35 protein-coding genes, 1 tRNA gene and 1 pseudogene are annotated in these 24,940 nt (G+C 56.6%); 17 read left to right on the top strand and 20 right to left on the bottom strand.

Annotated elements, in window-relative coordinates; all coding sequences use genetic code 11:
- Positions 1–2: 2 nt before the first annotated feature.
- Positions 3–203, bottom strand: coding sequence for a hypothetical protein (locus ACZZZ4_RS18460; RefSeq protein WP_039762086.1), 201 nt, complete (start codon positions 201–203; stop codon positions 3–5).
- Between the two features lie 130 nt (positions 204–333).
- On the opposite strand from ACZZZ4_RS18460, the gene ACZZZ4_RS18465 reads away from it, so the two are divergent.
- Both ACZZZ4_RS18465 and ACZZZ4_RS18470 read left to right on the top strand, forming a co-directional pair.
- Positions 334–636 (top strand): hypothetical protein, encoded by a 303-nt coding sequence (locus tag ACZZZ4_RS18465; RefSeq protein WP_463548391.1) that lies wholly within the window; start codon positions 334–336, stop codon positions 634–636.
- A 167-nt stretch (positions 637–803) separates the two neighbouring features.
- Positions 804–1,121, top strand: a complete 318-nt coding sequence (locus ACZZZ4_RS18470) for an I78 family peptidase inhibitor (RefSeq protein WP_039762089.1) — start codon at positions 804–806, stop codon at positions 1,119–1,121.
- A gap of 63 nt (positions 1,122–1,184) precedes the next feature.
- Here ACZZZ4_RS18470 and ACZZZ4_RS18475 read toward each other — a convergent pair whose 3' ends face one another.
- Both ACZZZ4_RS18475 and ACZZZ4_RS18480 read right to left on the bottom strand, forming a co-directional pair.
- The gene (locus ACZZZ4_RS18475; RefSeq protein ID WP_003179963.1) at positions 1,185–1,397 is read right to left on the bottom strand and encodes a cold-shock protein; all 213 of its coding nucleotides are present in this window, start codon (positions 1,395–1,397) and stop codon (positions 1,185–1,187) included.
- A gap of 289 nt (positions 1,398–1,686) precedes the next feature.
- A complete protein-coding gene (locus ACZZZ4_RS18480; protein WP_039762092.1) occupies positions 1,687–1,989 on the bottom strand; it encodes a hypothetical protein in 303 nt (100 codons plus the stop codon).
- A gap of 369 nt (positions 1,990–2,358) precedes the next feature.
- On the opposite strand from ACZZZ4_RS18480, the gene thrS reads away from it, so the two are divergent.
- The 9 genes from thrS to ACZZZ4_RS18525 all read left to right on the top strand — a co-directional run bounded on the left by thrS (position 2,359) and on the right by ACZZZ4_RS18525 (position 9,811).
- The gene (gene thrS / locus ACZZZ4_RS18485; RefSeq protein WP_039762094.1) at positions 2,359–4,281 is read left to right on the top strand and encodes a threonine--tRNA ligase; all 1,923 of its coding nucleotides are present in this window, start codon (positions 2,359–2,361) and stop codon (positions 4,279–4,281) included.
- Positions 4,281–4,832, top strand: coding sequence for a translation initiation factor IF-3 (gene infC, locus ACZZZ4_RS18490; RefSeq protein ID WP_169432615.1), 552 nt, complete (start codon positions 4,281–4,283; stop codon positions 4,830–4,832). The genes thrS and infC overlap by 1 nt, the downstream gene beginning before the upstream one ends.
- A gap of 60 nt (positions 4,833–4,892) precedes the next feature.
- Positions 4,893–5,087, top strand: a complete 195-nt coding sequence (gene rpmI, locus ACZZZ4_RS18495) for a 50S ribosomal protein L35 (RefSeq protein ID WP_002553160.1) — start codon at positions 4,893–4,895, stop codon at positions 5,085–5,087.
- Positions 5,088–5,114: 27 nt separating this feature from the next.
- Positions 5,115–5,471, top strand: coding sequence for a 50S ribosomal protein L20 (gene rplT, locus ACZZZ4_RS18500; RefSeq protein WP_002553161.1), 357 nt, complete (start codon positions 5,115–5,117; stop codon positions 5,469–5,471).
- Between the two features lie 109 nt (positions 5,472–5,580).
- Positions 5,581–6,597 carry a phenylalanine--tRNA ligase subunit alpha gene (gene pheS, locus ACZZZ4_RS18505; protein WP_003226365.1) on the top strand — a complete coding sequence of 339 codons (1,017 nt, stop codon included), beginning with the start codon at positions 5,581–5,583 and terminating at the stop codon, positions 6,595–6,597.
- Between the two features lie 26 nt (positions 6,598–6,623).
- Entirely contained in the window at positions 6,624–9,002 is a 2,379-nt protein-coding gene (pheT, locus tag ACZZZ4_RS18510; RefSeq protein WP_463548392.1) for a phenylalanine--tRNA ligase subunit beta, read from the top strand.
- A gap of 3 nt (positions 9,003–9,005) precedes the next feature.
- Positions 9,006–9,308 (top strand): integration host factor subunit alpha, encoded by a 303-nt coding sequence (gene ihfA / locus ACZZZ4_RS18515; protein WP_002553164.1) that lies wholly within the window; start codon positions 9,006–9,008, stop codon positions 9,306–9,308.
- Positions 9,289–9,645, top strand: a complete 357-nt coding sequence (locus ACZZZ4_RS18520; protein ID WP_003179985.1) for a MerR family transcriptional regulator — start codon at positions 9,289–9,291, stop codon at positions 9,643–9,645. The genes ihfA and ACZZZ4_RS18520 overlap by 20 nt, the downstream gene beginning before the upstream one ends.
- 89 nt (positions 9,646–9,734) lie before the next feature.
- Positions 9,735–9,811: transfer RNA gene (locus ACZZZ4_RS18525), tRNA-Pro, on the top strand.
- 89 nt (positions 9,812–9,900) lie between these two features.
- Here ACZZZ4_RS18525 and ACZZZ4_RS18530 read toward each other — a convergent pair.
- Genes ACZZZ4_RS18530 through ACZZZ4_RS18540 form a run of 3 tightly spaced genes read right to left on the bottom strand, consistent with a single transcriptional unit; the run spans position 9,901 to position 11,517 of the window.
- The gene (locus ACZZZ4_RS18530) at positions 9,901–11,013 is read right to left on the bottom strand and encodes a tyrosine-type recombinase/integrase (protein WP_463549287.1); all 1,113 of its coding nucleotides are present in this window, start codon (positions 11,011–11,013) and stop codon (positions 9,901–9,903) included.
- Positions 11,013–11,225 (bottom strand): hypothetical protein, encoded by a 213-nt coding sequence (locus tag ACZZZ4_RS18535; RefSeq protein ID WP_083368497.1) that lies wholly within the window; start codon positions 11,223–11,225, stop codon positions 11,013–11,015. The genes ACZZZ4_RS18530 and ACZZZ4_RS18535 overlap by 1 nt, the downstream gene beginning before the upstream one ends.
- A gap of 43 nt (positions 11,226–11,268) precedes the next feature.
- The gene (locus tag ACZZZ4_RS18540; RefSeq protein ID WP_336341206.1) at positions 11,269–11,517 is read right to left on the bottom strand and encodes a hypothetical protein; all 249 of its coding nucleotides are present in this window, start codon (positions 11,515–11,517) and stop codon (positions 11,269–11,271) included.
- A 112-nt stretch (positions 11,518–11,629) separates the two neighbouring features.
- Between ACZZZ4_RS18540 and ACZZZ4_RS18545 the strand changes: the two genes are divergently transcribed.
- A complete protein-coding gene (locus ACZZZ4_RS18545) occupies positions 11,630–12,208 on the top strand; it encodes a hypothetical protein (RefSeq protein WP_463548393.1) in 579 nt (192 codons plus the stop codon).
- 67 nt (positions 12,209–12,275) lie between these two features.
- On the opposite strand, the pseudogene ACZZZ4_RS18550 reads toward ACZZZ4_RS18545, so the two are convergent.
- Positions 12,276–12,934, bottom strand: a pseudogene (locus ACZZZ4_RS18550) (hypothetical protein).
- Positions 12,931–13,245 carry a hypothetical protein gene (locus tag ACZZZ4_RS18555; protein WP_463548394.1) on the bottom strand — a complete coding sequence of 105 codons (315 nt, stop codon included), beginning with the start codon at positions 13,243–13,245 and terminating at the stop codon, positions 12,931–12,933. Before ACZZZ4_RS18555 ends, ACZZZ4_RS18550 begins: the two are co-directional and overlap by 4 nt.
- 117 nt (positions 13,246–13,362) lie before the next feature.
- On the opposite strand from ACZZZ4_RS18555, the gene ACZZZ4_RS18560 reads away from it, so the two are divergent.
- On the top strand, positions 13,363–14,097 hold the full coding sequence (locus ACZZZ4_RS18560) for a hypothetical protein (RefSeq protein ID WP_463548395.1): 735 nt from the start codon (positions 13,363–13,365) through the stop codon (positions 14,095–14,097).
- A 323-nt stretch (positions 14,098–14,420) separates the two neighbouring features.
- Here the strand turns inward: ACZZZ4_RS18560 and ACZZZ4_RS18565 are convergent, their stop codons facing one another.
- Positions 14,421–16,226: a DNA cytosine methyltransferase gene (locus ACZZZ4_RS18565; protein ID WP_463548396.1), complete on the bottom strand. Its 1,806-nt coding sequence runs from the start codon at positions 16,224–16,226 to the stop codon at positions 14,421–14,423.
- Between the two features lie 67 nt (positions 16,227–16,293).
- On the opposite strand from ACZZZ4_RS18565, the gene ACZZZ4_RS18570 reads away from it, so the two are divergent.
- On the top strand, positions 16,294–16,746 hold the full coding sequence (locus ACZZZ4_RS18570; RefSeq protein ID WP_463548397.1) for a hypothetical protein: 453 nt from the start codon (positions 16,294–16,296) through the stop codon (positions 16,744–16,746).
- Here the strand turns inward: ACZZZ4_RS18570 and ACZZZ4_RS18575 are convergent, their stop codons facing one another.
- On the bottom strand, positions 16,747–17,610 hold the full coding sequence (locus ACZZZ4_RS18575) for an adenine nucleotide alpha hydrolase family protein (RefSeq protein ID WP_463548398.1): 864 nt from the start codon (positions 17,608–17,610) through the stop codon (positions 16,747–16,749).
- 91 nt (positions 17,611–17,701) lie between these two features.
- Here ACZZZ4_RS18575 and ACZZZ4_RS18580 point away from each other — a divergent pair, with 91 nt between their 5' ends.
- From ACZZZ4_RS18580 to ACZZZ4_RS18590, 3 genes are all read left to right on the top strand, one after another.
- Positions 17,702–17,890 carry a hypothetical protein gene (locus ACZZZ4_RS18580; RefSeq protein WP_463548399.1) on the top strand — a complete coding sequence of 63 codons (189 nt, stop codon included), beginning with the start codon at positions 17,702–17,704 and terminating at the stop codon, positions 17,888–17,890.
- Between the two features lie 255 nt (positions 17,891–18,145).
- Positions 18,146–18,598 (top strand): hypothetical protein, encoded by a 453-nt coding sequence (locus tag ACZZZ4_RS18585; RefSeq protein ID WP_463548400.1) that lies wholly within the window; start codon positions 18,146–18,148, stop codon positions 18,596–18,598.
- Positions 18,599–18,797: 199 nt separating this feature from the next.
- Positions 18,798–19,010, top strand: a complete 213-nt coding sequence (locus tag ACZZZ4_RS18590) for a hypothetical protein (RefSeq protein WP_463548401.1) — start codon at positions 18,798–18,800, stop codon at positions 19,008–19,010.
- A gap of 26 nt (positions 19,011–19,036) precedes the next feature.
- On the opposite strand, the gene ACZZZ4_RS18595 is transcribed toward ACZZZ4_RS18590, so the two are convergent.
- The 10 genes from ACZZZ4_RS18595 to ACZZZ4_RS18640 form a co-directional block, all read right to left on the bottom strand.
- Positions 19,037–19,351 (bottom strand): hypothetical protein, encoded by a 315-nt coding sequence (locus ACZZZ4_RS18595; RefSeq protein WP_463548402.1) that lies wholly within the window; start codon positions 19,349–19,351, stop codon positions 19,037–19,039.
- Between the two features lie 75 nt (positions 19,352–19,426).
- Positions 19,427–19,891, bottom strand: coding sequence for a hypothetical protein (locus ACZZZ4_RS18600; protein ID WP_463548403.1), 465 nt, complete (start codon positions 19,889–19,891; stop codon positions 19,427–19,429).
- Positions 19,888–20,130 carry a hypothetical protein gene (locus ACZZZ4_RS18605; protein WP_090283103.1) on the bottom strand — a complete coding sequence of 81 codons (243 nt, stop codon included), beginning with the start codon at positions 20,128–20,130 and terminating at the stop codon, positions 19,888–19,890. Before ACZZZ4_RS18605 ends, ACZZZ4_RS18600 begins: the two co-directional genes overlap by 4 nt.
- A 2-nt stretch (positions 20,131–20,132) precedes the next feature.
- Positions 20,133–20,801: a lambda exonuclease family protein gene (locus ACZZZ4_RS18610; protein ID WP_186565593.1), complete on the bottom strand. Its 669-nt coding sequence runs from the start codon at positions 20,799–20,801 to the stop codon at positions 20,133–20,135.
- Positions 20,798–21,778 carry a RecT family recombinase gene (locus ACZZZ4_RS18615; RefSeq protein WP_186565591.1) on the bottom strand — a complete coding sequence of 327 codons (981 nt, stop codon included), beginning with the start codon at positions 21,776–21,778 and terminating at the stop codon, positions 20,798–20,800. Before ACZZZ4_RS18615 ends, ACZZZ4_RS18610 begins: the two co-directional genes overlap by 4 nt.
- 55 nt (positions 21,779–21,833) lie before the next feature.
- Positions 21,834–22,976, bottom strand: coding sequence for a hypothetical protein (locus ACZZZ4_RS18620; RefSeq protein WP_225927675.1), 1,143 nt, complete (start codon positions 22,974–22,976; stop codon positions 21,834–21,836).
- A gap of 156 nt (positions 22,977–23,132) precedes the next feature.
- Positions 23,133–23,258, bottom strand: a complete 126-nt coding sequence (locus tag ACZZZ4_RS18625; protein WP_264082174.1) for a hypothetical protein — start codon at positions 23,256–23,258, stop codon at positions 23,133–23,135.
- The gene (locus ACZZZ4_RS18630) at positions 23,255–23,425 is read right to left on the bottom strand and encodes a hypothetical protein (RefSeq protein WP_186565589.1); all 171 of its coding nucleotides are present in this window, start codon (positions 23,423–23,425) and stop codon (positions 23,255–23,257) included. The genes ACZZZ4_RS18625 and ACZZZ4_RS18630 overlap by 4 nt, the downstream gene beginning before the upstream one ends.
- Positions 23,422–23,655: a hypothetical protein gene (locus ACZZZ4_RS18635; protein WP_463548404.1), complete on the bottom strand. Its 234-nt coding sequence runs from the start codon at positions 23,653–23,655 to the stop codon at positions 23,422–23,424. Before ACZZZ4_RS18635 ends, ACZZZ4_RS18630 begins: the two co-directional genes overlap by 4 nt.
- Positions 23,652–23,888: a hypothetical protein gene (locus ACZZZ4_RS18640; RefSeq protein WP_150635493.1), complete on the bottom strand. Its 237-nt coding sequence runs from the start codon at positions 23,886–23,888 to the stop codon at positions 23,652–23,654. Before ACZZZ4_RS18640 ends, ACZZZ4_RS18635 begins: the two co-directional genes overlap by 4 nt.
- Positions 23,889–24,940: the final 1,052 nt, after the last annotated feature.

Here is a 24,940-nt window from a genome sequence, read left to right on the forward strand (position 1 = left end):
TTTCACTGCGTGTGTTCGGCCGCTACGATGCGGTAGCGTTCGAATACCTGGTTGATGAATTGCTGCGCCGCCTCGATTCCCAGCTCCTTGACCAATAGATCAATGCCGATCAGCGCCAGCTCCTCCGTCGTGCCGGGGCTGTAAGAGCTGTGGCCGTCCGCCCATTTGGCTTTGATGTCGGCGTCGATGCTGAGGCTGGTCATGAGAAGGCTCGAAAGGTCAGGATGTCGGTTTTTCGAGTTAACCATTTTGCGCGGTGTTTGGCACTGCGACTTAGGCATGAGCGGGGCGCTATGCGACACTTGGTCTTTTCCGGCTTCCAAGGACCTTGTTGTGCAAATCGATCTGAATAGCCCTGACGGCCTCACGCTCGAAGCAGTGCGCCAATTGCTCGCCTCGGCCGGTGACGACGTACACAACCAGTTGCGCGTGAGCAAAGATGGCATCGCCTATCTGTCCACCGTGACCGGCGGGCAGGATATTGACGGTCTGCGGTTTCGCCTGGAAACCTGGGCAAAGGGCTCGGGCTATGTAGGTAACGTCGCAGCCAGCGATGAAGTCTGGGTGACGCAGATTTTCAACGCCCTCAGGGACAACTGGCCGAATCCGCCGTATGACTACATCGACGTTTATTGAGCGTCGTTAATATTCAGTCACGATTGTTTGCTGAGTCGCCGCGCGCAGCTCAGGCAAACTCGGCATTTTTCCGCTCGTGGGGCAGGGCATGGCTTGCGCCTTGAAACCAAACGCCGCATTGGCGGTCGCACGATCTCTGCTTAAACATTTGAAAACAAGGAGGCTTCATGCCTTTGAAGTTCGCGACACTGGGTGCACTGATGGCCGCTACGCTGTTGGCTGGTTGCAGCACAACCTCCAGCGAGTCGGCAAAGGAACCCGTGGCTGCTGAATCGGGAAACAGCCGCTGCGAAGCATCGGCAGCGCAATTCGCCATCGGCAAGAAGGCATCCCCTGAATTGCTGGATCAGGCACGTGCCAAGGCTGGGGCGCAAAATGCGCGCTTCCTCAAGCCGAACGACATGATCACCCTGGAATACCGCTCCGACCGCCTGAACCTGAACACCGACAACAACCTGGTGGTCACCCGCGTCAACTGCGGCTAAGTCTTTTTTTCAGGCATAAAAAACCCCGTCACCAGGACGGGGTTTTTTTAATGCGCCGAGAAATTACTCTGGGCGAACTTGTGCAGCTTGCATACCCTTTTGGCCTTTCTCAGCCACGAAGGAAACAGTCTGGCCTTCTTTCAGGCTTTTGAAACCGTCGCTTTCGATAGCTTTGAAGTGTACGAACAGGTCGTCACCGCCACCTTGAGGAGTGATGAAGCCGAAGCCTTTTTCATCGTTGAACCATTTAACGGTGCCGGTTTGGCGATTAGACATGGTGTATCTCCAAGAAACATATATTTTCAGTAGTACTGTGCTGCTCAGGCCAACTGGGCACACCCGGGTATCATAGTCGAAATGTTCGCTTTGGGAGCCCCCGGACGTGCTGTTTGCCAATCAGTCGTGTTTTCTTTACCGCCTGTTTCTGCTGAAAGCCCCGGTTTGAAAGGCTTGCAGCGAAACGTAAAGACGATAAAAAAACCTGTAAAACCTGCATAAATCGTCTGAAAAGCTTCATTTCCAGCACTTTTTTCCGCCTTTCAGCCGACCAGAATGCGCGGTTTTATTATTTTTTCGCCGGAGGATTTGCCTTGCATTTGGCGATCTGGCCGAGGGCTTTCTGTTGCAGTTCAGGAGTCGCCTTGTTGTCCATCAGTGCCTGAATATCGCTGGCCGGATAGGACTTGATGGCGTCGGCACCGCAAGCACAGTGGGATTTCGCCGCGGCAGCACCGATTTGCTGGGTCGCAGCCTGAGTGCACTGGGCCATGTACTTCTCGCGCTCGCCTTTTGGCCAGTCGGCATGGGCGCTCAGTGGCAACAGCAGAACGACGGGGGCGACGAGGGCGAATAAGCTTTTCAGACGCATGCGAGGATGCTCCTTGTGGGTCAATGTCTTGTTATCTGAGGGCGCGAGGGCCGATCAAGTTCAGCACTCTGGCATAAAAACGGACATTTCGCCTTCTGCCAAATCAAGGCGTGGGCGACCGCTCATCTGTGCTAGCATGCCGGGCTCAAGCGTTCTCAGGCTTCGGATGACCTTCAGTCCCGAAGCGGTCGGCGTGCGAATTTTTCGATTTGAATCCCAGTCACTCTGGTCCGGTTTTCCGGTTGGCCGCAAGGCTCCTGCCGCTGTAAGGCAGGCGTTCGTCATTGAATGGCCTGGATCGGATCTTGTACTGGCTCATCCCAACCCACGTGACCTTTGGTAGGGGTCACCACTAGGAGAGGAGGCGCCATGCCAACTATTACTCTTCCCGACGGCAGTCAACGTTCATTCGATCACCCGGTTTCCGTAGCCGAGGTCGCCGCATCCATTGGTGCAGGTCTGGCCAAGGCCACACTCGCCGGCAAGGTCAATGGCCAACTGGTCGACGCCAGCGACATCATCAGCAGCGACGCGACCCTTCAAATCATTACGCCAAAGGATGAAGAGGGGCTGGAGATCATTCGCCACTCTTGCGCGCACCTGGTTGGCCACGCGGTCAAACAGCTGTACCCGACCGCGAAGATGGTCATTGGCCCGGTCATCGACGAAGGCTTCTATTACGACATCGCCTACGAGCGTCCTTTCACGCCGGAAGACATGGCGGCCATCGAACAGCGCATGCAGCAGCTGATCGAGAAAGATTACGATGTCATCAAGAAAGTCACTCCGCGCGCTGAAGTGATCGAAGTGTTCAAGGCTCGCGGTGAAGACTACAAGCTTCGCCTTGTCGAAGACATGCCGAACGAGCAGACCATGGGTCTGTACTATCACGAAGAATATGTCGACATGTGCCGCGGCCCGCACGTGCCGAACACACGCTTTCTGAAATCCTTCAAGCTGACCAAGCTGTCGGGCGCCTACTGGCGCGGCGACGCCAAGAACGAGCAATTGCAGCGCGTTTACGGCACCGCCTGGGCTGACAAGAAGCAGCTGGCGGCGTACATCCAGCGCATCGAAGAGGCCGAGAAGCGCGATCACCGCAAGATCGGCAAGCGCCTGGGCCTGTTCCACACCCAGGAGGAATCCCCGGGTATGGTGTTCTGGCACCCGAACGGCTGGACGCTTTACCAGGTGCTCGAGCAGTACATGCGCAAGATCCAGCGCGACAACGGCTATCTTGAGATCAAGACTCCTCAAGTTGTCGACCGCAGCCTGTGGGAAAAGTCCGGGCACTGGGCCAACTACGCCGACAACATGTTCACCACTCAATCGGAAAACCGCGACTACGCCATCAAGCCGATGAACTGCCCGTGTCACGTGCAGGTGTTCAATCAGGGCCTGAAGAGCTACCGCGAGCTGCCGATGCGTCTGGCCGAGTTCGGTGCGTGCCACCGTAACGAGCCGTCGGGTGCGCTGCACGGCATCATGCGCGTGCGAGCGTTCACTCAGGACGACGCGCACATCTTCTGCACCGAAGAGCAGATGCAGGCCGAGTCCGCTGCGTTCATCAAGCTGACCATGGATGTCTATCGCGATTTCGGCTTTACCGAAGTCGAGATGAAACTGTCCACTCGTCCGGAAAAACGCGTCGGCTCCGATGAACTCTGGGATCGCGCTGAAGCAGCATTGGCTGCAGCCCTTGATTCTGCTGGCCTGCCGTACGATCTGCAGCCGGGCGAGGGTGCCTTCTACGGGCCGAAGATCGAGTTCTCGCTGAAAGATTGTCTCGGTCGCGTCTGGCAGTGTGGTACCTTGCAGCTCGATTTTAACCTGCCTGTCCGTTTGGGCGCTGAATACGTCTCTGAAGACAACAGCCGCAAACACCCTGTGATGTTGCACCGTGCGATCCTCGGTTCGTTCGAGCGTTTCGTCGGGATTCTGATCGAGCACTACGAAGGTGCGTTCCCTGCGTGGCTAGCGCCGACCCAGGCGGTGATCATGAATATCACTGATAAACAGGCAGATTTTGTTGCAGAGGTTGAAAAAACTCTCAACGAAAGCGGATTTCGTGCCAAGTCCGACTTGAGAAATGAAAAGATCGGCTTTAAAATCCGCGAGCATACTTTGCTCAAGGTTCCCTATCTTTTGGTTATCGGAGATAAGGAAGTCGAGATGCAGACTGTCGCTGTGCGTACTCGTGAAGGTGCTGACCTGGGCTCGATGCCCGTCGCCCAGTTCGCTGAGTTTCTCGCGCAAGCGGTTTCCCGGCGTGGTCGCCCAGATTCGGAGTAATTATTATTAAGCGTGAAATGAGACAAGATAAACGAGCTGCACCGAAAGCCCCGATCAACGAGAATATCTCGGCACGCGAGGTTCGGTTAATTGGCGCTGATGGCGAGCAGATTGGCATCGTCTCGATTGATGAAGCGCTTCGTATCGCTGAAGAAGCAAAGCTTGATCTGGTGGAAATTTCCGCAGATGCAGTCCCACCTGTTTGCCGGGTGATGGACTACGGTAAGTCGATCTTCGAAAAGAAGAAGCAGATTGCCGCGGCGAAGAAAAACCAGAAGCAGATTCAGGTTAAAGAAATCAAGTTTCGTCCAGGGACGGAGGAAGGGGATTACCAGGTAAAACTGCGCAACCTGGTACGTTTCCTGAGTGACGGGGACAGGGCCAAGGTATCCTTGCGATTCCGCGGCCGTGAGATGGCCCACCAGGAGCTGGGGATGGAACTCCTCAAGCGGGTTGAACAAGACCTGCTCGAGTACGGTTCGGTCGAACAGCATCCTAAGATGGAAGGACGCCAGCTGATCATGGTCATCGCCCCGAAAAAGAAGAAGTAATCAACAGGGCACGGCAGGCCTTCTGATTATGTTTATCAACTGAATGCGGAGTATCCGAACATGCCAAAAATGAAAACCAAAAGTGGTGCTGCCAAGCGGTTTCTGAAAACTGCTAACGGCATCAAGCACAAGCACGCTTTCAAGAGCCACATCCTGACTAAAATGTCGACCAAGCGTAAGCGTCAACTGCGCGGTAGCAGCTTGCTGCATCCGTCTGACGTGGCAAAAGTCGAGCGCATGCTGCGCCTTCGTTAATTTAGTCAAGAATAGAGGAAGTAACTCATGGCTCGTGTAAAGCGTGGCGTCATTGCCCGTAAGCGTCACAAAAAAATTCTGAAACTTGCTAAAGGCTACTACGGCGCACGCTCCCGCGTATTCCGTGTTGCCAAGCAAGCGGTAATCAAGGCAGGCCAATACGCCTACCGTGACCGTCGTCAGAAAAAACGTCAGTTCCGCGCTCTGTGGATCGCTCGTATCAACGCTGGTGCTCGTGTTAACGGTCTGTCCTACAGCCGTTTCATCGCTGGCCTGAAAAAAGCGTCCATCGAGATCGACCGCAAGGTTCTGGCTGATCTGGCAGTGAACGAAAAAGCGGCGTTTGCTGCGATTGTCGAGAAAGCTAAAGCCACCTTGGCTTAAGTACCCCCGACAGTCACCCGGCCTCACCTCTGTGGGGCCAGGTGTTAAACGTCATAAATAGGGGAAGAGCCTTCAAGCTCTTCCCCTATTTTGTATCTGGAGTCTGTACATGGAAAACCTGGATGCGCTGGTCTCTCAAGCACTAGAGGCTGTGCAAAGCGCTGAAGATATCAATGCCCTGGAGCAAATCCGGGTTCAATACCTTGGCAAGAAGGGTGAATTGACTCAGGTGATGAAGACCCTGGGGAATCTGCCGGCAGAAGAGCGTCCGCAAGTCGGCGCGCTGATCAACGTTGCCAAGGAGCGTGTTACAGGCGTTCTCAATGCGCGCATGGCATTGTTTGAAGAAGCCGAACTGGCTGCCAAACTGTCTGCCGAATCCATCGACGTGACATTGCCGGGCCGTGGTCAGACCTCTGGCGGCCTGCATCCGGTCACCCGGACTCTGGAGCGCGTCGAGCAGTTCTTCACCCGCATTGGCTACGGCATCGCCGAAGGCCCTGAGGTCGAGGACGACTATCACAACTTTGAAGCGCTCAACATCCCAGGCCATCACCCCGCCCGGTCGATGCATGACACCTTCTATTTCAATGCCAACATGTTGCTGCGCACCCATACCTCGCCGGTACAGGTCCGCACCATGGAATCGAAGCAGCCGCCGATCCGCATCGTCTGCCCAGGCCGCGTGTATCGCAGCGACTCCGATATCACCCACTCGCCGATGTTCCACCAGGTCGAAGGCCTGCTGGTCGATCGCGATATCAATTTTGCCGATCTCAAAGGCACCATCGAAGAATTCCTGCGGGTGTTCTTCGAAAAAGAACTGGCCGTGCGTTTCCGTCCTTCGTACTTCCCGTTCACCGAGCCATCCGCCGAAGTCGATATGGAATGCGTGATGTGTAGCGGCAAAGGCTGCCGTGTCTGCAAGCAGACTGGCTGGCTGGAAGTGATGGGCTGCGGCATGGTTCACCCGAACGTGCTGCGCATGTCCGGCATCGACCCGGAGGAGTTCTCAGGCTTTGCCTTCGGCATGGGCGTCGAGCGTCTGGCCATGCTCCGTTACGGCGTGAACGACTTGCGTCTGTTCTTCGACAACGACTTGCGGTTCCTTGCGCAATTTCGCTAGTCGTAACGAATTCTTAGGAGAGCAGGATGAAATTCAGTGAACAATGGCTGCGCGGCTGGGTTAGCCCGCAGGTAGATCGCGATGAGCTGGTTGCTCGTCTGTCGATGGCCGGTCTTGAGGTCGATAGCGTTACGCCGGCCGCCGGTGTATTCAGTGGTGTGGTGGTGGGTGAGGTGCTGAGCACCGAGCAGCATCCGGACGCCGACAAATTGCGCGTGTGCCAGGTCAGCAATGGTACGGAAACTTTCCAGGTCGTGTGCGGAGCGCCAAACGTGCGCCCGGGCCTGAAGATTCCGTTCGCCATGATCGGCGCGGAACTGCCGGGCGACTTCAAGATCAAGAAGGCCAAGCTGCGCGGCGTCGAGTCGAACGGCATGCTGTGCTCGCAAGCCGAGTTGCAAGTCGGTGAAGGCAACGACGGTCTGATGGAGCTGCCGGCCGATGCGCCGGTGGGCGAAGATTTCCGCGTGTATCTGGATCTGGAAGACGCCAGCATCGAGGTTGACCTGACCCCGAACCGTGGCGACTGCCTGTCCCTGGCCGGTCTGGCCCGGGAAGTCGGTGCCCTGTACGCCGTGCCGGTGACTCGCCCTGTAGTGGCTGCGGTTGCAGCGGTACACGACGAAGTGCGTTCGGTCGAGGTGCTGGCGCCCGCAGCCTGCCCACGTTATCTGGGCCGGGTCATCCGTAACGTCGACCTGTCCAAGCCTACGCCGCTGTGGATGGTTGAACGTCTGCGCCGCGCCGACGTGCGCAGCATCGACGCTGCGGTCGACATCACCAACTACGTGATGCTCGAGCTGGGTCAGCCGCTGCACGCTTTCGATCTTGCCGAAATCAATGGCGGCATTCGTGTGCGGATGGCTGAAGAGGGCGAGAAGCTGGTTCTGCTCGATGGTCAGGAAGTCAGCCTGCGTAGCGATACGCTGGTCATCGCCGACCACACTCGTGCACTGGCGATCGCCGGCGTCATGGGTGGCGAGCACAGCGGCGTTTCCGCGACCACGCGCGATGTGTTCCTTGAATCTGCGTTCTTCGATCAGATCGCTGTTGCCGGTAAGGCGCGTTCTTACGGCTTGCACACCGACGCTTCGCATCGCTACGAGCGTGGCGTTGACTGGCAGCTGGCCCGTGAAGCCATGGAGCGCGCCACGGGCCTGCTGCTGGAAATCACTGGTGGCGAAGCTGGTCCGGTTATCGAAACCGTCAGCGAGCAACATCTGCCGTCGATTGCGCCGATCACCCTGCGTGGCCAGCGCATCACTCAGATGCTCGGCATGGAAATGGATTCGGCACAGGTCGAGCGTCTGCTCAGCGCCCTGGGCCTGAACATTACCGCTGAAGGGGAAGGGCAGTGGCGCGTTGAAGTGCCAAGCCACCGCTTCGATATCAGTCTGGAAGTCGACCTGATCGAAGAGCTGGCTCGTCTTTACGGTTACAACCGTCTGCCGGTTCGCTACCCGCAAGCGCGTCTGGCGCCACAAGCCAAAGCCGAAGCGCGTAGTGATCTGCCTGAGCTGCGTCGTCTGCTGGTTGCTCGTGGTTATCAGGAAGCGATCACTTACAGCTTCATCGATCCTCGTCAGTTCGAACTGTTCAGTCCGGGCGTCGAGCCGCTGTTGCTGGCCAATCCGATCTCCAACGACATGGCGGCCATGCGTTCGTCGCTGTGGCCGGGTCTGGTCAAAGCGCTGCAGCACAACCTCAACCGTCAGCAGGATCGCGTGCGTCTGTTCGAGAGCGGACTGCGTTTCGTGGGTCAGCTTGACGGCTTGAAGCAAGAGCCAATGCTGTCCGGGGTTGTCTGCGGCAGCCGCTTGCCGGAAGGCTGGGCGCAGGGTCGCGATACCGTCGACTTCTTCGACGTCAAGGCTGACGTGGAAGCAGTACTGGGTTTCGCTGGCGCCCTGGATTCGTTCACCTTTGCTCCGGGTAAACACCCGGCGCTGCATCCAGGTCAGACCGCGCGGATAGAGCGTGAGGGTCGTGAAGTGGGCTTCATCGGTGCCATTCACCCTGAGCTCTCGAAAACGCTGGGTCTGGATCGTCCGGTGTTCGTCTTCGAGCTGGTGCTGGCGGAAGTGGCGCTCGGTAAAATGCCGAAATTCCACGAGTTGTCGCGCTTTCCTGAGGTGCGTCGTGACCTTGCACTGATCGCACATAAAGACGTCGCGGCCTCGGCTGTGCTGGACGTAATCCGTGAAAATGCAGGCGAATGGCTCACAGAGCTCAGGCTGTTTGACGTATATCAGGGTAAAGGTATTGATCCTGATAGAAAAAGCCTTGCAGTCGGCTTGACCTGGCAGCATCCATCGCGCACTCTTAATGACGATGAGGTGAATTCGACGACGCAAAATATCCTCACCTCGCTCGAACAAAGGTTGAACGCCACGTTAAGGAAGTGACGTATGGGGGCTTTGACGAAAGCTGAGATGGCGGAACGTCTGTATGAAGAGCTGGGCCTGAACAAGCGGGAAGCCAAGGAATTGGTAGAACTGTTTTTCGAGGAAATCAGGCACGCTCTTGAAGACAACGAGCAGGTCAAATTGTCCGGTTTCGGCAATTTTGACCTTCGGGACAAACGCCAGCGGCCTGGCCGCAACCCGAAAACGGGGGAAGAAATCCCGATCACGGCTCGCCGTGTGGTCACCTTTCGTCCAGGGCAGAAGTTGAAGGCCCGAGTTGAGGCTTATGCTGGAACCAAGTCATAACGACGAACTACCCGTCATCCCGGGCAAACGCTACTTCACCATCGGTGAAGTCAGCGAGCTGTGTGCCGTAAAGCCACACGTGCTGCGCTACTGGGAGCAGGAGTTTCCTCAGCTCAACCCCGTCAAACGCCGCGGAAACCGCCGGTATTATCAGCGCCAGGACGTGCTGATGATCCGGCAGATCCGTGCGCTCCTTTACGATCAGGGTTTCACCATCGGCGGCGCACGTCTGCGCCTGTCCGGCGACGAAGCCAAAGACGACACCACCCAGTACAAGCAGATGATCCGGCAGATGATTGCGGAATTGGAAGACGTGCTGGTGGTGCTCAAGAAATAAAAAGCTGCGTTTGAATACTTCCAGTTTTCAAACGCTTGCGATATATTCTTGAGCGTTCTTCGAGGTGAAGAACGCAACGCAACATCAGTCGGGGCGTAGCGCAGTCCGGTAGCGCACTAGCATGGGGTGCTAGGGGTCGAGTGTTCGAATCACTCCGTCCCGACCATTATTCCAGATTAGAATCAGACACTTAAGCCGATCAGATGGATCGGCTTTTTTGTGCCTGCGCAAAACCCGCGCAAAACTTGCGCAAAACTACCCGGTGATTTCGCTGATATTCAGATCAGGAATTGCCTCTGACCAGACGATCTCGGCATGGTCCTTCTGGTAGTTCTTCGTCATGGTCTCGCTGGCGTGGCCGGCAATCTTCTGACCGTCCTTCCCGGCTTTCTGATACAGGTGCAGCGATAGCGCTCGCACTTCATGGAAGCCCGGCATTTCCTCTTCCTTCCATCCCTTGTAACAACCCGCCGCATTCCGGGCCTCCTTGAAGGCTCGCGTCAAATATCGCTCTTCGACCTGCGTCCAGTGGTCCTTCGTCTGCGCCTGCTTCTGCTTTTTGCGGTCTGGGCGGCGATGGATCAGGTAGGGCGAGACGATGTCATCCCGGCACCGGCTGATCACCGCCTGGAGTTCTTCGGTCACTTTAAACCGGATCCACGCCGCGTCGCTGGCCTTGGCCGTCTTCTGCTGAACCACATACAAAAAACCTTCCCGAACACCATCGAACCGCATATTCAATATGTCAGTCCGGCGCTGCGCAGTAATGAGCGCGAGGTCGATTGCATTCTGCAGCCAGAACGGTGATTTCTCCCGGATGGCCTTCAGGCCCTCGACGGTGTGTCGCTTGCGTTGCTTTTTCTCGATTCGGTTGATGGTGCTGGCGGCCGGGTTATCGGGGCACAGGCCCTTGGCCGCTGCGTGGTTGAAGATGTCGATCAGCAGTGCGCGGCATTGGTTGGCAGTGCGCGGGGTGAGGGCGTCCAGCATCTCCGCCAGCATGCGGATCGTGATCTGATCGACGGCTTTGCCCTCAAATTGTTTCCGAAAACGGCGGAAGTGCACGGCGTACAGGCCCAAGGTTCCTTTTGCGAGCTCCCTCGGCGGCAGCACGTCGCGTTCGTATGCGTCCAAGAAGCCGGCGAACGATTCCGATGTGCTGCCCATTACGGCGCCGACCAAGTCAGCGCCGCGCATGAACTCCAGATTCAACTGCTTCGCGGCATCGATCGCCTTGATCCGGTCAGATCCGAACTGGAACCACTTACCGTCGGTGGGCCGGCGGTAGCGATAGGTCGAGCGCCGCGAATCGAAATACAGGTTCTGCGGTAGGCTCTTGTTCGCCTTGTTGCGCGGCCGTGGGACCATCATGCAGCTCCTTTCAATACCATCGCGACCAGGTCATTGCCATCCGAGCGGCTGAAGGCTGTCCAGTCAACGTACCAGAGTTTGCCGATTTGCTCGCCGGGCACCTGGCCGTTGCGGATGTAGTTGCGGATCGCCTGGGGGCAGGGTGGTGTGCCGTTTTCACCCCAGCGCCGGCGCTGGAATTCACTGATCTTGATCAGCTCTTTTTTCATGTGATGCTCCATGCCGCGCGTGGCGGCAGAAGGTGGTGATCGGTTATGCAGGCAGCAAGCCTTTCGCTTTTGCTTCTGTCCGGCACTGTTCTCGAAACTCTCGAGCTTTTTCGATTGCTTGCTGTTTGTTGGCGGCCTTCCAGGTGGGGCCGACTTGGATGAACTTGCCGCGCAGCTTGCCGCACCAGTGCTTCACGAAGTCACCGTTCTCGATCTGGCAGATGATGCCGGCCGATGCTTTCGGCGCCGTCGCGTAATCCACGAGCTTCTGGTCGTACGTTAATTCGGGCATACGAATTCCTCGCCCGCCGTACACCGGCAGGCTGTTGAGTTGGGGGAGGGTGGCTATTCGCTAGTCCAAGAGTTAGCTTCACCTGGAGCAGCGAGTAATCTCAGGAGGGGAGATGCACAAATTTCTTTATTTGACGCAGGTACAGTGGGCCGACGCATGGGTCAATGGCGGGGCCATTCCTCTATCTTTAGCCAGCACATACAAGCGCATGGATCGGGACGGGATCTTTACGCCCGATGAAAACCTGATCCATGAATCGAGTGTCGACTTAAGGGTTCTTAGCCCGGCGATCTCATTTGGTGAAACACCAAGCATTCGGGGATTCACCGGCAAAGGAAATTACTACAATGGCGTCCGCTTGCCTGACGTTCATAACGCTAACTTCTATACTGAAGACGGCTTGATTCAGTCATTCTGTAACGTCTTGGATCCTGAAATTGGGGAGCGATTTGGGAAGGCCGCATGTGTGCGCATCTACGACATCGACAGGTTGCGAAAGCACTTAGATAGGAAGCTTGGCCGTAGATCTAAGTTTGGAGATTGCAAGTACACGCGTGATCACCAGCGCGGTCATTTTTTAAAATCTCAAGATGACGCATGGCAACAGGAGTACAGATTCTTTTGGCAAAGCAAAGAGGCGTGCTCTGTGGTATTGCCCTCAGGGGTCGCCGAGGTTGTTTGGATAAAATGATTTCATTGAGCTAATCATCACCGCGGCCCCTTGTAGCAGTACACGTAGGCGAACCAGGCGAGGGCGATCATGGCGTCACCCGCTTGAACTCAACGACCCAGACCCACGGGTTTGCGTTCCACGAATCGGCGCCGTTCACCGACACCCACAACTCGCGCCAGGCGGCGAACGGGTCAGTCCAGCTTCCCGGCCCCGGTTCGCTTTTGAATGGGTGAAATGCGTACTCGCCGTCGCCCTGGTGAATTCGGTTGATGCCCTCGGCAACGTAACGGCTTTCGAAAGCGGTCTCGCCTTCGCCGGCCCACAACCGCTCAATGCTGACGGCTGTGATCTCCAGTTCGACCCGGCAATCATCCCGATCCATCGTTTCTGCCGGGCGCCACCGGTCTATCGGGTTTCCACAGTCGTCGTAATCGCCGTCGAACTCTGATCGCAGCACGACGTAACCGGGATCGTGGGGCATGCCTCCAGCAATCGCCCAAGCTTCCTGCACCCACAATCTTTCGCCGGCCATGCCGATGGGGCAGTTCGCTGCGAGGCTATGCCCCGGCATTGCGGGTACGCTGGAAATTCCAGCACCCCATCCTGCGCCGTAAACTTTCCAAAGGCGCCGTCCAGTTCGGGCTGGACCGACATGGTTAGGCGCGTTACCGTCTTCCGGCCATCCAGAATGGCGCGCACCATCGGCGCCGAGAAATGGATCGGCCGCTCCTTGATAGCGGTCATAGCTGCACCTCGCGGGTCGCCCATTGCACATACGGGCCGTCATCAGTGTCGAAAATTCCGAGCAGAAACCAGTCGTATGCTGGTGGCGTTTCTGGCTCCCAGCCGTGGCAGTGAGCCTCGCCATCTTCCCAGTAGGGATGAGAGTCCAAGTCGGAATCCATGTGCCATCCGACCACTGTCAATCCTTGGGTGGCCAGCCACGCCTTCCATGCTTCTGCGTCCTCGTCAAAATCCGGAATGTCGGGGTGATACCAGTAACCGTGCTCATCGCGCACGACTTCGACAGGGCCAATCAACTTTTCTTCAGGCATGACTTCGTCCTTGCCGCTATAGCGGCTGACTTTGAAGGGGGCTGTGTTGCTACGTAAGAGTTACGAGCAAGTATTTTTTGCTAAAGTGGATTGCTGATTTTCACAAGGAAGAATCTATTGAATCGCTATCGCGCGTACTGGGTTGCTCAAATAAATTGGTGGTGCTGCCGGAGCCTAGAGTGGTGGGCGGCGCATGCAACTGCTGTCTATGTCGGCGGAGCCATCATGATCATGGGGGCCAAATTCGATGAATTGGTGGCCCTCAAGCTGAATGAGGTGGGTGACTTGTTAGCGGGCGTGTTTGGCCCGGTTGCCTTTCTATGGTTAATTTTAGGTTATTTACAACAAGGGCGTGAGTTGCGCATAAGTTCAGAAGCTCTAATTATCCAAGCTTCCGAACTAAGAAATTCAGTTGATCAACAAAAGCAACTAGTGGGTATATCTACTGACCAATTGCAGATGGCTAAAGAGAACTCCTTGATGGAGAGCAGGCGCCTCGCATCTTCGGTAGAGCCAAAGTTTGTACTCTCAGGTCGATTTTATAGCCAAAGCAATGCGCGGTTCAGCTTTGAGTTTACTCTAAACAATGGCGGGCATTCAGTAACTGATCTAGAGGTTCGCCACGAAGACTTAATTTTGTCCCATGTGCCAATACTCAGCTCAGCTAAAGGCTTGTCATTTCAGGTTCAGTTTGACGGAAGGCACACAATATGTGGAGGGCTGTTGAGGGTTTCCTATTTGAATGGATTGGAGGATTTTAAGGAAAAGATATTTCCTTTCGGGATTGTAGAGGGCGATCAGCGACACAGTTGGATTGTAAAGATAAATAAAAGGCAAGGTGCTTTTGTTTAAGCCTCTGGAGGTGCAGTGCTATTTCTAGGATTGACTACTTGCGGTGGGGTACATGGGGCGTCCCATGCCGGGGCATGCCCGGCCGGTGGAGGGTGGCGAGGGGATTTCCACAACTGATTACGCACATTTCGCGCGCTGGTTAGCGGGCTGAATTAACATCGGCGGTCGCTGGTAATACCGGCTTGCTGATAGGCTAAATGCGATGATGTTTCGACTTCTCGAAGACCTGCTGTTACAGCTTGTGGCTGATCAATTGGTGAGCCTTTTGGCTCGACTCCTCGAATGGTTAAACACAATGCCATGGCAGGTGTGGTTCGGTTGAGCTACGCGGCGAGCCGCTGATAAAGCTCGATGATGTCTGCGGCGTTTGCGGCGACCAGTGCCTCGGCTTCGTCGGGACAGACGCTGTTGCCGATCAGCCGCACCTGGTCCACCTTCTTGATGTCGCGCCATTCTTCAGCACCGGTGACCGGGTCGACGAACAGCCCACGATCGATGATGTAGTCCTTGTCGAAGCCTTGGGCGGCCTTCAGCTCAGGCGGTTGCAGCATGCGCAGCGTGATATCGATCAGCACATAGCCGCCGACCATCACCATTTCCGCCGGGTCTTTGAAGTGCTCCGGCAGGTACTGGTGCATGAACGCAGCGCAGCGGCGTGCGCCTTCCATCTGCTCGGGCGTCAGCGTGTCCGGCACCTGCACCGTCTCGACAACCGCAACGCGGTCTTTCGTCGGCAGCGTGTGCATCGGCTCATTGAGCGAAATTCCGTCCTTCTCGTTGCCGTAATACTTCACTAGGTACGCGCTCACCAGCCGCTGGTTGGCGCCGGACTGGCAGATGGTCGAGATCGGATCGTAGGCCGATCGGCCGTCTCCCTTGTAGAAGCCGCCATTCGCCTGTTCGAAGAACGCTGTAACGATGCCGTGGCGTGCGGCACCGGCCAGAACTGTTTGCGTTGGGTCGTCAGGTGAGCTGCCTGCTGCGTTCTGCCCGAATGCGGTCATGTGTGCTGCTGCCATCGCGAAGTGGCCGCCTTTGACCTGGGCGACTTGAGTGCGCAGCGGCTCCTGCACGTCGAAGTTGCGCTGCGCTGATCCGTTGGCGCACTCGGTGAGGAAGGGCGCTGCAACCGGCTGCACCAGTGCGTGATGGGTGCCGCCCGCGCTGATCGTGGAAAGTGCTTCGTCGGTACCGTGCTTGCTGGTGTGCGCCGATGAGGTGCCGCGCATTGGAACGATGAAAGGCTTCGCACTGGTCAGGACATGACGCCAGCAGCCCTTCGCCACGCGGCGCATCGTGTTCTCGGCCATCGGCTTGTCGCGGAAGATCGTGCGACCGAGGTTGCTCCAGTCGATGCACTCTGCCGCCGAGCGCCACGGCAATTGTTTCGCCGCTGGCCGCTTGTGGCGCTTTGGCGCTGGCCAGACGATCGGCTTCCCGTCGCTGCGCGCAACCAGGTACAGGCGCTTGCGGATGGTCGGGGTGCCGGCGTTCGCCGCGATGCGCTCCCGCCACTCAGCGTTGTAGCCCAGCCCTCGCACCAGAGCCTCCACCGGCACGAACTCTCCGATCGCCTCGATGATCTCCGGCATATCCGGATGGTCAGCGGGCAGGCCGGTGCTGATCGCGGCAATAAACGCTTTAAAGGTGCGGCCGCGTTCAGACTTGATCGGCTGTCCGTCATCGTCGATAGGACCCCAGTCGCAGAACTCTTCAACGTTTTCGAGGAAGAGCAGGCGCGACTTCGTGACGAACAGCCAGCGGATCACAACCCAAGCCAGCCCTCGAACACCACGATCGCGTGGCGCGCCGCCTTTGGCCTTGCTGTGGTGTCGGCAATCCGGCGATGCCCAGATGATTGCGACTGGCTGGCCGCCGGTGGCCTCACGAGGATCTACCTCGAAAACGTCCGCGACGTAGTGCGCTGTTGTGGGGTGGTTGGCGCGGTGCACAGCCAGGGCGATTGGATTGTGGTTCACCGCCACGTCCGGCTCCCGGTATGCCCGGGCGATGCCGGTGCTGGCGCCGCCACCGCCGGCGAACAGGTCAACCACCAGTTCTTTTTCGAACGGCAGGCCCATGCTTGGCTGGCCATGGATGAACTGAGGCAATTTCTGTTGTGAGGACATAGAGAATCCTTGCCGGGGCATGCCCGGGCGGTATATTGCTGGGATTGAAGATCCGATGGATTGAACTATGAAGCTGACCAATCGGCTTAAAGCCATGCTGCCTATGATTTGGCAGTACAGAATGGATTTGCGCAGATGCAGAAAATCAGAAGACTTAGTCGAAAAGGCTAGGCCGCCAAATACCCAAGCCGCGTACGAAAGTGGTGCGCTTCATATGTATTACTGCGAAAGCACCGATCTATATCAATGGCGAAGGACATTGCTTACGAAGATCTACCGATATCGTTTGGAGAAACTGGGAGTCCCAATGGTTGATCCTAACGACCAAAAATTGTGGGAAGAAGTTGAGAGCGGCATTTCTCAAGACACTGCGATGTGCCTGACGACCGCCGGCGAATACGCAGCAATTGCAGCAATCCGTGAGGCACAGAAGCATCGGCGGGAAATGGTGCTGTACTGGTTCGGCATCGCCGTAGGACTAATCGGCTCCCTGACAGGGCTTGTCTCCGCATTTAAGTGATCAGTCGCCACAGAAGCAGTCGATATCCTCTGAATAGCCAAACGCATCCATCTGGCCCTTGTAGTTTTCCGCATACCAGGCCAGGTGGGCATACTTTGGGCGGTCCATTCGGAATACCTGGTTGAAGCGTTCCTCAGCGCCAGACCAAAAGATGACGCGATCTGGCTCAGCCTGGATTGCCTTGAACAACTTGTCCTCACCTTTCTTCCAGCACAGGTCGCAGTTTCCGAGGTCAGAATCCATGCCCAGATCAAACTCTTGTTTTTGCCAGAATTCGGCGACATCCTCCTTTGTGATTCCAGCGGTATAGGAAGGGCAGACGTTGTCCCATCGGGTGCCGCCCTTTGCATTGGCGGCCATCATCCGCTGGTAGCGTCCAGCTTCGTCCTTGCGGATGCCGATCACGCAGTCCCACTCGTCGTAACCCAGCGAACGCATGTGTTTCTCGCCAATCTTGATCTTCAGGTAGGCGGTGCACATGTTGTTGGAGAAATTTGGCAGGACCGGTTGGAGCCCCTTTTCTGCCTTGCGATACGCCGCGTAATACTCGAGCATCATGGTGAATGGCTCGCCGTTGCGGCTGGCCGTTTCGAAGTCCACCAGCCTGTACCAGGGAGCATCATCCGGCTGGCCGTACTCGCGGCACCATTCCATCCAGACTATGTTCACGTTCCAGCGCTTCGCGATTTGGTCGATGAAGACCAGTGTTTCCTCGCGTTCTTTGCCGGTGTTCTGAAAGAACAGGTGCACATCAGGCGGGAGGGTGCCGCCGTGTGCTTCGAGGATCTTGTAGACCATGTGCCCGCTTGTGCGACCACCACTGATGCCGATCTGCGCCGGTCCGGTGATCAGGTAGGGATTCATAATTGCTCCAGACAGCCGATTGCCTCGCCGGCTGGCGTGATTCGTTGAAGTGGGTTATTTATCTGCAATCTCACAATGGCAGGAGGCCGACATGAGGTTGCAGAGCGATGTAGATGCGCTAGCGGCTATCGAAGAAGACGCTAAAGCGATGCTGAAACGGATAGGGCTGCCCGACGACGCGGTGAGGCTGGAGATGGTCGTGTTCCTTCGCGAAGTGATCGACCTGGCCAGCTACAAGGAGTCGGCGCATCCAATCGTTGAGCCGCCGAATTTCGTCTGAGCTGGCGTATCTCCGACCGTTGCGGTATTTGTTTTCCGCCCTAGGGTATAGGACGGATGCGCTTACAATTCCCATGAGGTTGCTGTATTTCCTATATTTCAATGAGATGAAAATGAGCGAGCTCGTTAATTTGGTGGAGTCGATTCTCCCTATAACTGCGTTATGTGCGATCACTTTGTTTGTCACAAAGGAAGTAATTGAGCTTAAAAAAGGAGTGGAGAAAAGAAAAGGAAACTAGCCGCATACAAGTTGTTATTGGCTGAAGAACTCATGAAGAATGCTTTTACGGTAAGAACAATAAAGGGATACTTTCGTGCGGTCTTAGATGAAAGTTTTTCCGAGCTAATAATAACAAAATATGAAAGCGGTTTTATTTCAGTGGTTTGTCGTAGGCTGGACGGGGGTGGCGGCGGTGGCTCACTGCCATTGGTTTATACTGCTTTTTTCGATAAGTCGATCGTTGATCTCGCTGTTCTTGATAGTAAGTTTTTTTCAGTCGCGAATGAGACATACGAAGCTCTTGCGGATGTGGATAACTGTAGAACTCAACTCATGCGGTTTGCCGCGGAGAATGATCGGGTAATGTTGGAGGGGCTTTCTCACTATGCGATAGAGAAACTTGACTGCGCAGAAGAAAGAATCAATACGCTCTACAGGTTTTGTAGTAATAAAGAAATGAAAATGAAGGTGCGATCTTTTCTAAGGTAATGAATCGATAGCCTCGTTCATGCAATTCTAATTTTTGAATGGTATTCACGTTATACCAAACGTATTGCAAATAAAATCAGGCCCTCTTGAATATGGTGCTCTCCAATGCCGGCACTGCCTTCCGGGACCGGTGGTGGCAATTTGGTTTGGGTTGGGGTATTACGAGTGACCGGCATGGGGCCGGATCAAGGAGCAAGAAATGCAACGAGGCGCTGCGGTTTACACAAAAGGGAAATTCACCGTTTACGAAAGGGTGATGATTCACCTCGACAATACGAGAGAGGTTGTGGGCTATCAGTTGATTGGCCCTGGCGCAGACTCAACTTGGATTTATGATCTTGATTCAGCCATTGCTGCAGCTGATCAGCTCGACTCGAAAAGCAAACCAAGTTCGATGCCCGGCCCACGGTAATCCAGTTGATTGGCACCGAGTGGATTTCACTGAAAGCTGTCGGTGCCTGTTTTCGCAAAGTCTTCAAGCTGTCTCGACCACTTCTCCTTAATTACCAATTCCGGTCGCGACATGCTGACGAAGCGCTCTGACTCTTCGGCCGGCGCTGCGGCCAGATTGATGATGAACGTCGACACCGTCTCCTGCCATTCCTCGAAGCCGTGGCGCTCGCCGAGAATCAGCAGGGCATCATCGAGCGCTTTCGAAACAATCAGCGATCGCTTCTCGGCGCCGATCCGATCGAGCAGCGCCTTCTCCTTGGCTCGCTTGTCCTTCTGCAATTGCGCATTGCTCTTGGCCATGGCCTACCTCTTCAATTCCGCTGGCCGGCAAGTCCAGCCAGGTCTGTCGTTTGCGTTGTTGGGTGCGAAAACGTCTCACGCTGCGACCTTCACCTGATGCCAGGCGCCGGCGGCGTAGAACAGCTTCGCGGCTTCGGCTTCATCCATCGAGATCTCGTCGGGAATCGCAATCCAGCCTGACGCGACCAGATGATTCGGGTTCGCGCTGTTGCGCAGCTCCAGGTAGTAATGCTCGATGGCATCGGTAAGGCGCTCGACCTTGTAGATGCCCTCGGGCGAGATTTCCACCGACTTGATGTACTCGGCGCCGCGCTCGTCGCGACACATGGCGGCGATGTAGATCGTCCAGCGGTAGGAGAAATCGAAGATTGCGTTGGCGATCGCCAGACTGCGGATCTGCTTGCAGCTTTTCCAGTTCGCCATGATCTGGCTTCCGCTGGGGTCGATGTTCACGACCGCGACGTGGTTGGTGCGCAGCAGCGCCCGGCAACTGCGTTCAGCCCGGGCGAAACCGTTGTTGGGTTTGCGTTTCGACTTCATAGCGAGTCCGCCATTTTGCGCAGCGCCTTGCGTTCGGCCGCCGATATCGGCTTCGGCCGGCGCTTGAGGACCGTTTCAGGGTCTATTTTCTTCGAGCGGGGCGGCGGCAGCGGATTGCGCGGCGGGCTTTTCAACTGGTCGATCCGTCCGCCGGCGGCCAGATACTGCGCGATTCGTTCAGCGATCGACTCGGCGTCCGGTCGGTGCTGCTCGACGAGGTTTAGGTGGTTGCTGATCATGCTCAGGCTCCTAATCGATGGGCTTGCGCCCGCGCTCTGTCGGCGACTTCATCAACCATCCTGCCGAGTTCCAGATTGAACTGAACCAGCTCTTGATGAAGCATTGCGATGTACTCGTCATCGCGCTTGATGGTCTCGATGTATAGGCGGCAGTCTTCGTCTTGGCGCGGATCGAACGACAGGAAATCCCACCACTCCCTGCCCGTGACGAACATGCAGCCCTGAACCTGCGGCTTGTGTTCGTCGGGCATGCCTTCGAGCCAGGTACGGACGTGGACGGCTTCATTGAATGGACACTTCGACTCAATGCCACCGTCCTCGCCAATCAAGCCGTCCGGCGAGCAGCCCAACCAGTCGTATTTTGGATGAACCAAGAAGCCCGACTTGATGACGGTATTGCCGGTCAGGATTTCGTAAAAGTCGTGACTCGACTGCTCAACTTCAGTCCCCCAGGCCATCGACTTGCTGCTGACCGAATGCTTTGATCGGTTGGCCAGTCTCTCGAAGGCCAGCTCGCGCATGTAAGTGGTGCGAGCCGCGAGCGGCTTGCGCTTTCCGTGCTTGTCACGATCACCCCAAGCAATCACATCCTTGAACCTGCTTGCCGTTAGGCGCCCGCTGCGTTCTTGATGCCACTGCTCGGTGCGTTGAAGGTCTACTGAGGCGTTCATTGCTCGCCGCCCTGAACATCGTCGCTTGCATTGCCGTTTGCGCTTTCGTTGAGGGTTGTGAACTCTGCCTCAATTGTCTGTGCAATCGACTTCAGCTCACCGTGACGTGTCACGCCAATAGCGCCGCGCTGCTGCGGCTTCAACGCCTTCCAGGCCTTTTCGTAGCCATCAATCCCTTGTTCTTGAGCGATCTTTTTCAGCTGCTCGAACAGGTCCGCAGTTGCGTCGGTTGCGTCGCCCTGAGGAACCGACGCAGCTCCAACATCTGCTGGTTTTTCGTTGGTAGATCGTGGGGTAACATCCGTTTCCGGAAGCGCGTAGCCGTCGTCCAGCTCGTCACGGGTGTACACGCCCAGAATCACGTCGGGGCAATATAGACGAGCCCATTTTTTAAGCGCCAGATACGCGATCTGCTGCTTCGGATCGTCCGCCCATAGCGTAGAGTTCCGGGTTCGCGCCTGAGTCATCAAGGTGGTCAGTTCGCGTGGAGCGTCTTCGCCAACGAACGTAGCCCAAACGCGGACGCCGAGGCCTTTCTCGTCGTTTATGTTCCAGTTTGGGACGCGGTATTTCTTCGGCTGTCCGTGATCATCCATTTGCTTTTTGCTTTCGATTTCACGGAAGTTGCCAATGATCTTGTCCCAGTCGCCGAACCACTCATAATGGATTCGATCAAGGGTCGGCGCTCTCGTGGTAATCACCGCGTTGACGAGCTGTGCTTCATAGCTGAGCTGGCCGCCATTGACGATGAATGTCTTCTGCGCCACCTGGAAGGGGTTCATGCCCCATTGCATAGACTGCATGATCACTGCCATGCAGTCGGCAGTGTTGCCGTGGAAATGCTTCGGCAGGGTGGTTTTGCCGCCTGCCATGATGCCCGCGAGTTCAGTCATCGATTGCATGCTGTCGCGATTGAGGATCAGCCCTGTCGGGCTGGTGTCCATTGGTACAGTAGCGATCTGGGTTTGAGCGTTCATTCCTAACTCCATAGCCGACGACTTTGGCCGGCCTCCGGGGTGATTTCAGGGTTTGTTAGAACGACAGGGCGCGCAGCCAGGCCGATGCCTCGTCATTGGTGACGCAGAAGGCCATGGCCACGACCTCGACCACTTCGCTGGCGCTCGGCATGTTCGAGTCAGCGACTTCGTCAGCCACTGGAACCGGATCAGCTCCCGCTGCAGTTGTTGACGATGTGTCGGTAACGTCGGGTGTCGTGATTACGTCTGCAACCGCAGCGGGCGCTGCAGCCAGTGCGCGCAGGCGAGCCAACTCTTCTTGGTCGCGCTGATACTGCGCATCGCGTTCGCGCTGCTGGCGTTGCTGTTCTTCTTGCTGCTCACGTTGCTGGCGTTGTTGCGCTTCCATATCGCGGCGCTGCTGGTCGAGTTCATCCTGCTGCTTCTTCAAACGCAGGCGATCTTCCTCGGCGCGCTGCTTGCGCAACTCTTCTGCTTCAGCATCGGCGATGCGTTGCTTCTCACGCAGTTCATCCAGCTCTTTTTGTTGTGCCAGCAGCTTGGTTGCCGCCTCTTCGCGGTCAACAGCAGCCCTTTGCAGTACTTCAAGCTGATCAATAGCGTTGTCGCGGGCAATGGTGGCTTCCGCTTCGAACTCGGCGTATTCGTCTGGCAGGATTACCGACTCTTTGACGCTCAGAAGGACGTTGGCAACATCGGCAGCGCTACGGCTTGCATATGCAGCGGCGACTGAGCTGAATCGGGTGATTTTTGCTCGAATGGCTTCGATGCGCTCAGCTTCGATGCGCTCGCGTTCGGCCTTGGCGTCAGCTGCGCGCTTTTCTTCGGCCTTGATGGCTTCGTCGACAGGCGCTTCGATCGCAAGTACGCGATCCTTCAACGCCTCACCGAATTCCTTCACTTGGTTGACGCGAGCCTGGGCGTCTTTAACCGCCTGTTGATAGGGAATCAGCGCCGTTTTCGTGGTATTGGCCAAGGCGTAGCGGACATCGCGAATATCAACGCGAACTTCCTTCGCATTCGCCAAGCCCTCACTTGTAGAGCAGTCGACAACGAGGTTCGCGTAGGTCGTTTCCAATCGGACGATTTGCTCTTCATGCGGCCGATATTCGGCGATATCGGTGACAGCTACTTTTGGCGCTACAGCGGTCATTTCGATGGACTCTTGCAAAGGTGCTTGTTGGGCTTTTGCGGACATGACGGTTCCTTGCCGCGCCGAGCGCAGCTTGTGGTGGTGTTGTTTATTGAGTGATGCGATCGGCGAGGGCGCTGAGCAGCATCAGGAAGGTGTAAATCGAGAGGACTCGAAACGAGCCGCGCCGAATCAGGATGCGGCGTGCACGCTGAAGGCTGGTCATCGGAACACGTTGTAGGAGGTGGAGCGCGGCATCTGGCACACGCCGGACGAATATTGAGCCGCGCTGTAAGCAGCCATAACCACCAACAGGCCAGCGGCAAGACACCAGAACATGATTTTCATGACCGAGCCCTCACAGCGATGCGGCCTTGTTTGATGGCCGCCACCAGCGGAGGAGGGAGCGCCGAAACAGGAAGCTCACGAGGGATACCAGCGCCGACAACCGCGAGGCTGCGTTCAATTTCCTCCAGCTGCTCATCGAGAAGCGTTTTTACCGGTGCGGTTGTCATGCTGCAGCTCCTTGCGAGGTGGAGGCGTTGTAGGAGGCGTAAATCTGGTCGATGCGAGCGCGGTAGTGGCGGTGCTCGTTGTCATCAATGGCACGAAGCATGAAGGCCAGGATGATGCAGGATGTCGCTGCGGCGCTGGCGTTGGGCTTGCCGAGGTCGCGGATCATGTTGCTGATCTCGCCCTCGATCCACGTCACCGCCGTTTGATGGTCACGCTGCTGGATGTTCATTTGAGCCCCCAGAATTCGCCATAGGCGACCACTGCTGCCGCGACTCGCTTGGCCCGCGCCTTGCGGTCGACCAACTCTTGAGCGGCCATCAGCGCCTGACGCTGTGTGAGTTCTTGCGCTGCGGCTTCGTAGTCGTGGAAGTCTTCAACCTGCGGCGCTTTGGGCCGGCCCCATTCATCAAAGCGCCGATCCCACTCTCGGGCCTGCGCACTGTCTGCATAGCTGGTTGCCATGGTCGCCTCCGTGGTGGCGGGTGTTGATCCAACAAAACTCGGATGCACTCAGCCGCTCCGCTGGTTGCCGTTGGGCGCGGAGGGGAGTGCATTCGGGGTTGGTCGGGGGAGGGTGGCCCGGTCTCGCTGCTGGCGACAGACCGGGTTTGCAGCGTCAAGTTGTCTTCGTGCGCTGGGGTGGCCTACCTCATTCGGCCGATGCGCGGTGACATCGACGGCCTACTGTCCGCTGCCTGTATGAGTGATGGGCGCCGGCCTTCAGGCTTGCCGCGCCGCGCAGGTGAATCGGTCACTGTTACATGATGGTCATCCTCCTATGGCTCGCTCACTGGGCAGGCAGTGGCCACCTATCGAATGGGTTGCCGGTCTTTCCCGGCTGTCGCGGCGCTTGTGCCAGATCAAGGTAGCTCGCCAATACCAGGTTGGCGCTGACCCTGCGCAATGCGGGTTGAGCTATTCGCCGAGTGATGCAGGTGGGCGGTTATAGGCCGCAGTTTCGTCCGCATCGGGGTGTGATCTACGCGAGGTCGTCACCTCTGGCTTTGCCTGCCGCCGCGCTTTGTCGACGGTGCTCAGTGGCTGGCCTGATTACGAGTCAGGTGCCTTGCTCCGCTGTAGATCACACCCCGATTCGCTCTCATAGAGAGGATCGGGCAGTTAACGACAGGCTGTCGTGGCGCTGGTTGTCCTATTTGAGGAAGGCAGAAAGGCACAGCGCTTTCAATTTCTTGGCCTTGATACCTTTGCGACGGCTTCTGGTTTCGAATCGCGTCTGTTTTTCTGGGCGCTGCGGGTTGCTGGTGAACATCGAATTTCTCCGGTTGTTTTCCCAATACACCCGTCACCAGGTGCATCAGTGAAAAATTCCGTGTTTCTCCGCACCCGCTTACCAGGTCATTCACTCAGTTCGGTCAACACCTCGTCCGCCGTCGCAGTGGGCTGCGCGTGGGCAGGCTTTCGGGCCTGTCGGATCGCCGGTCGCCGGTAGAGGCAAGTGCGGTTTTGTTCATCGGTTTACTGACCTCCCACCGATGGAGCCGGGAGTGACCTAA

The organism is Pseudomonas sp. AC252, assembly GCF_979258105.1.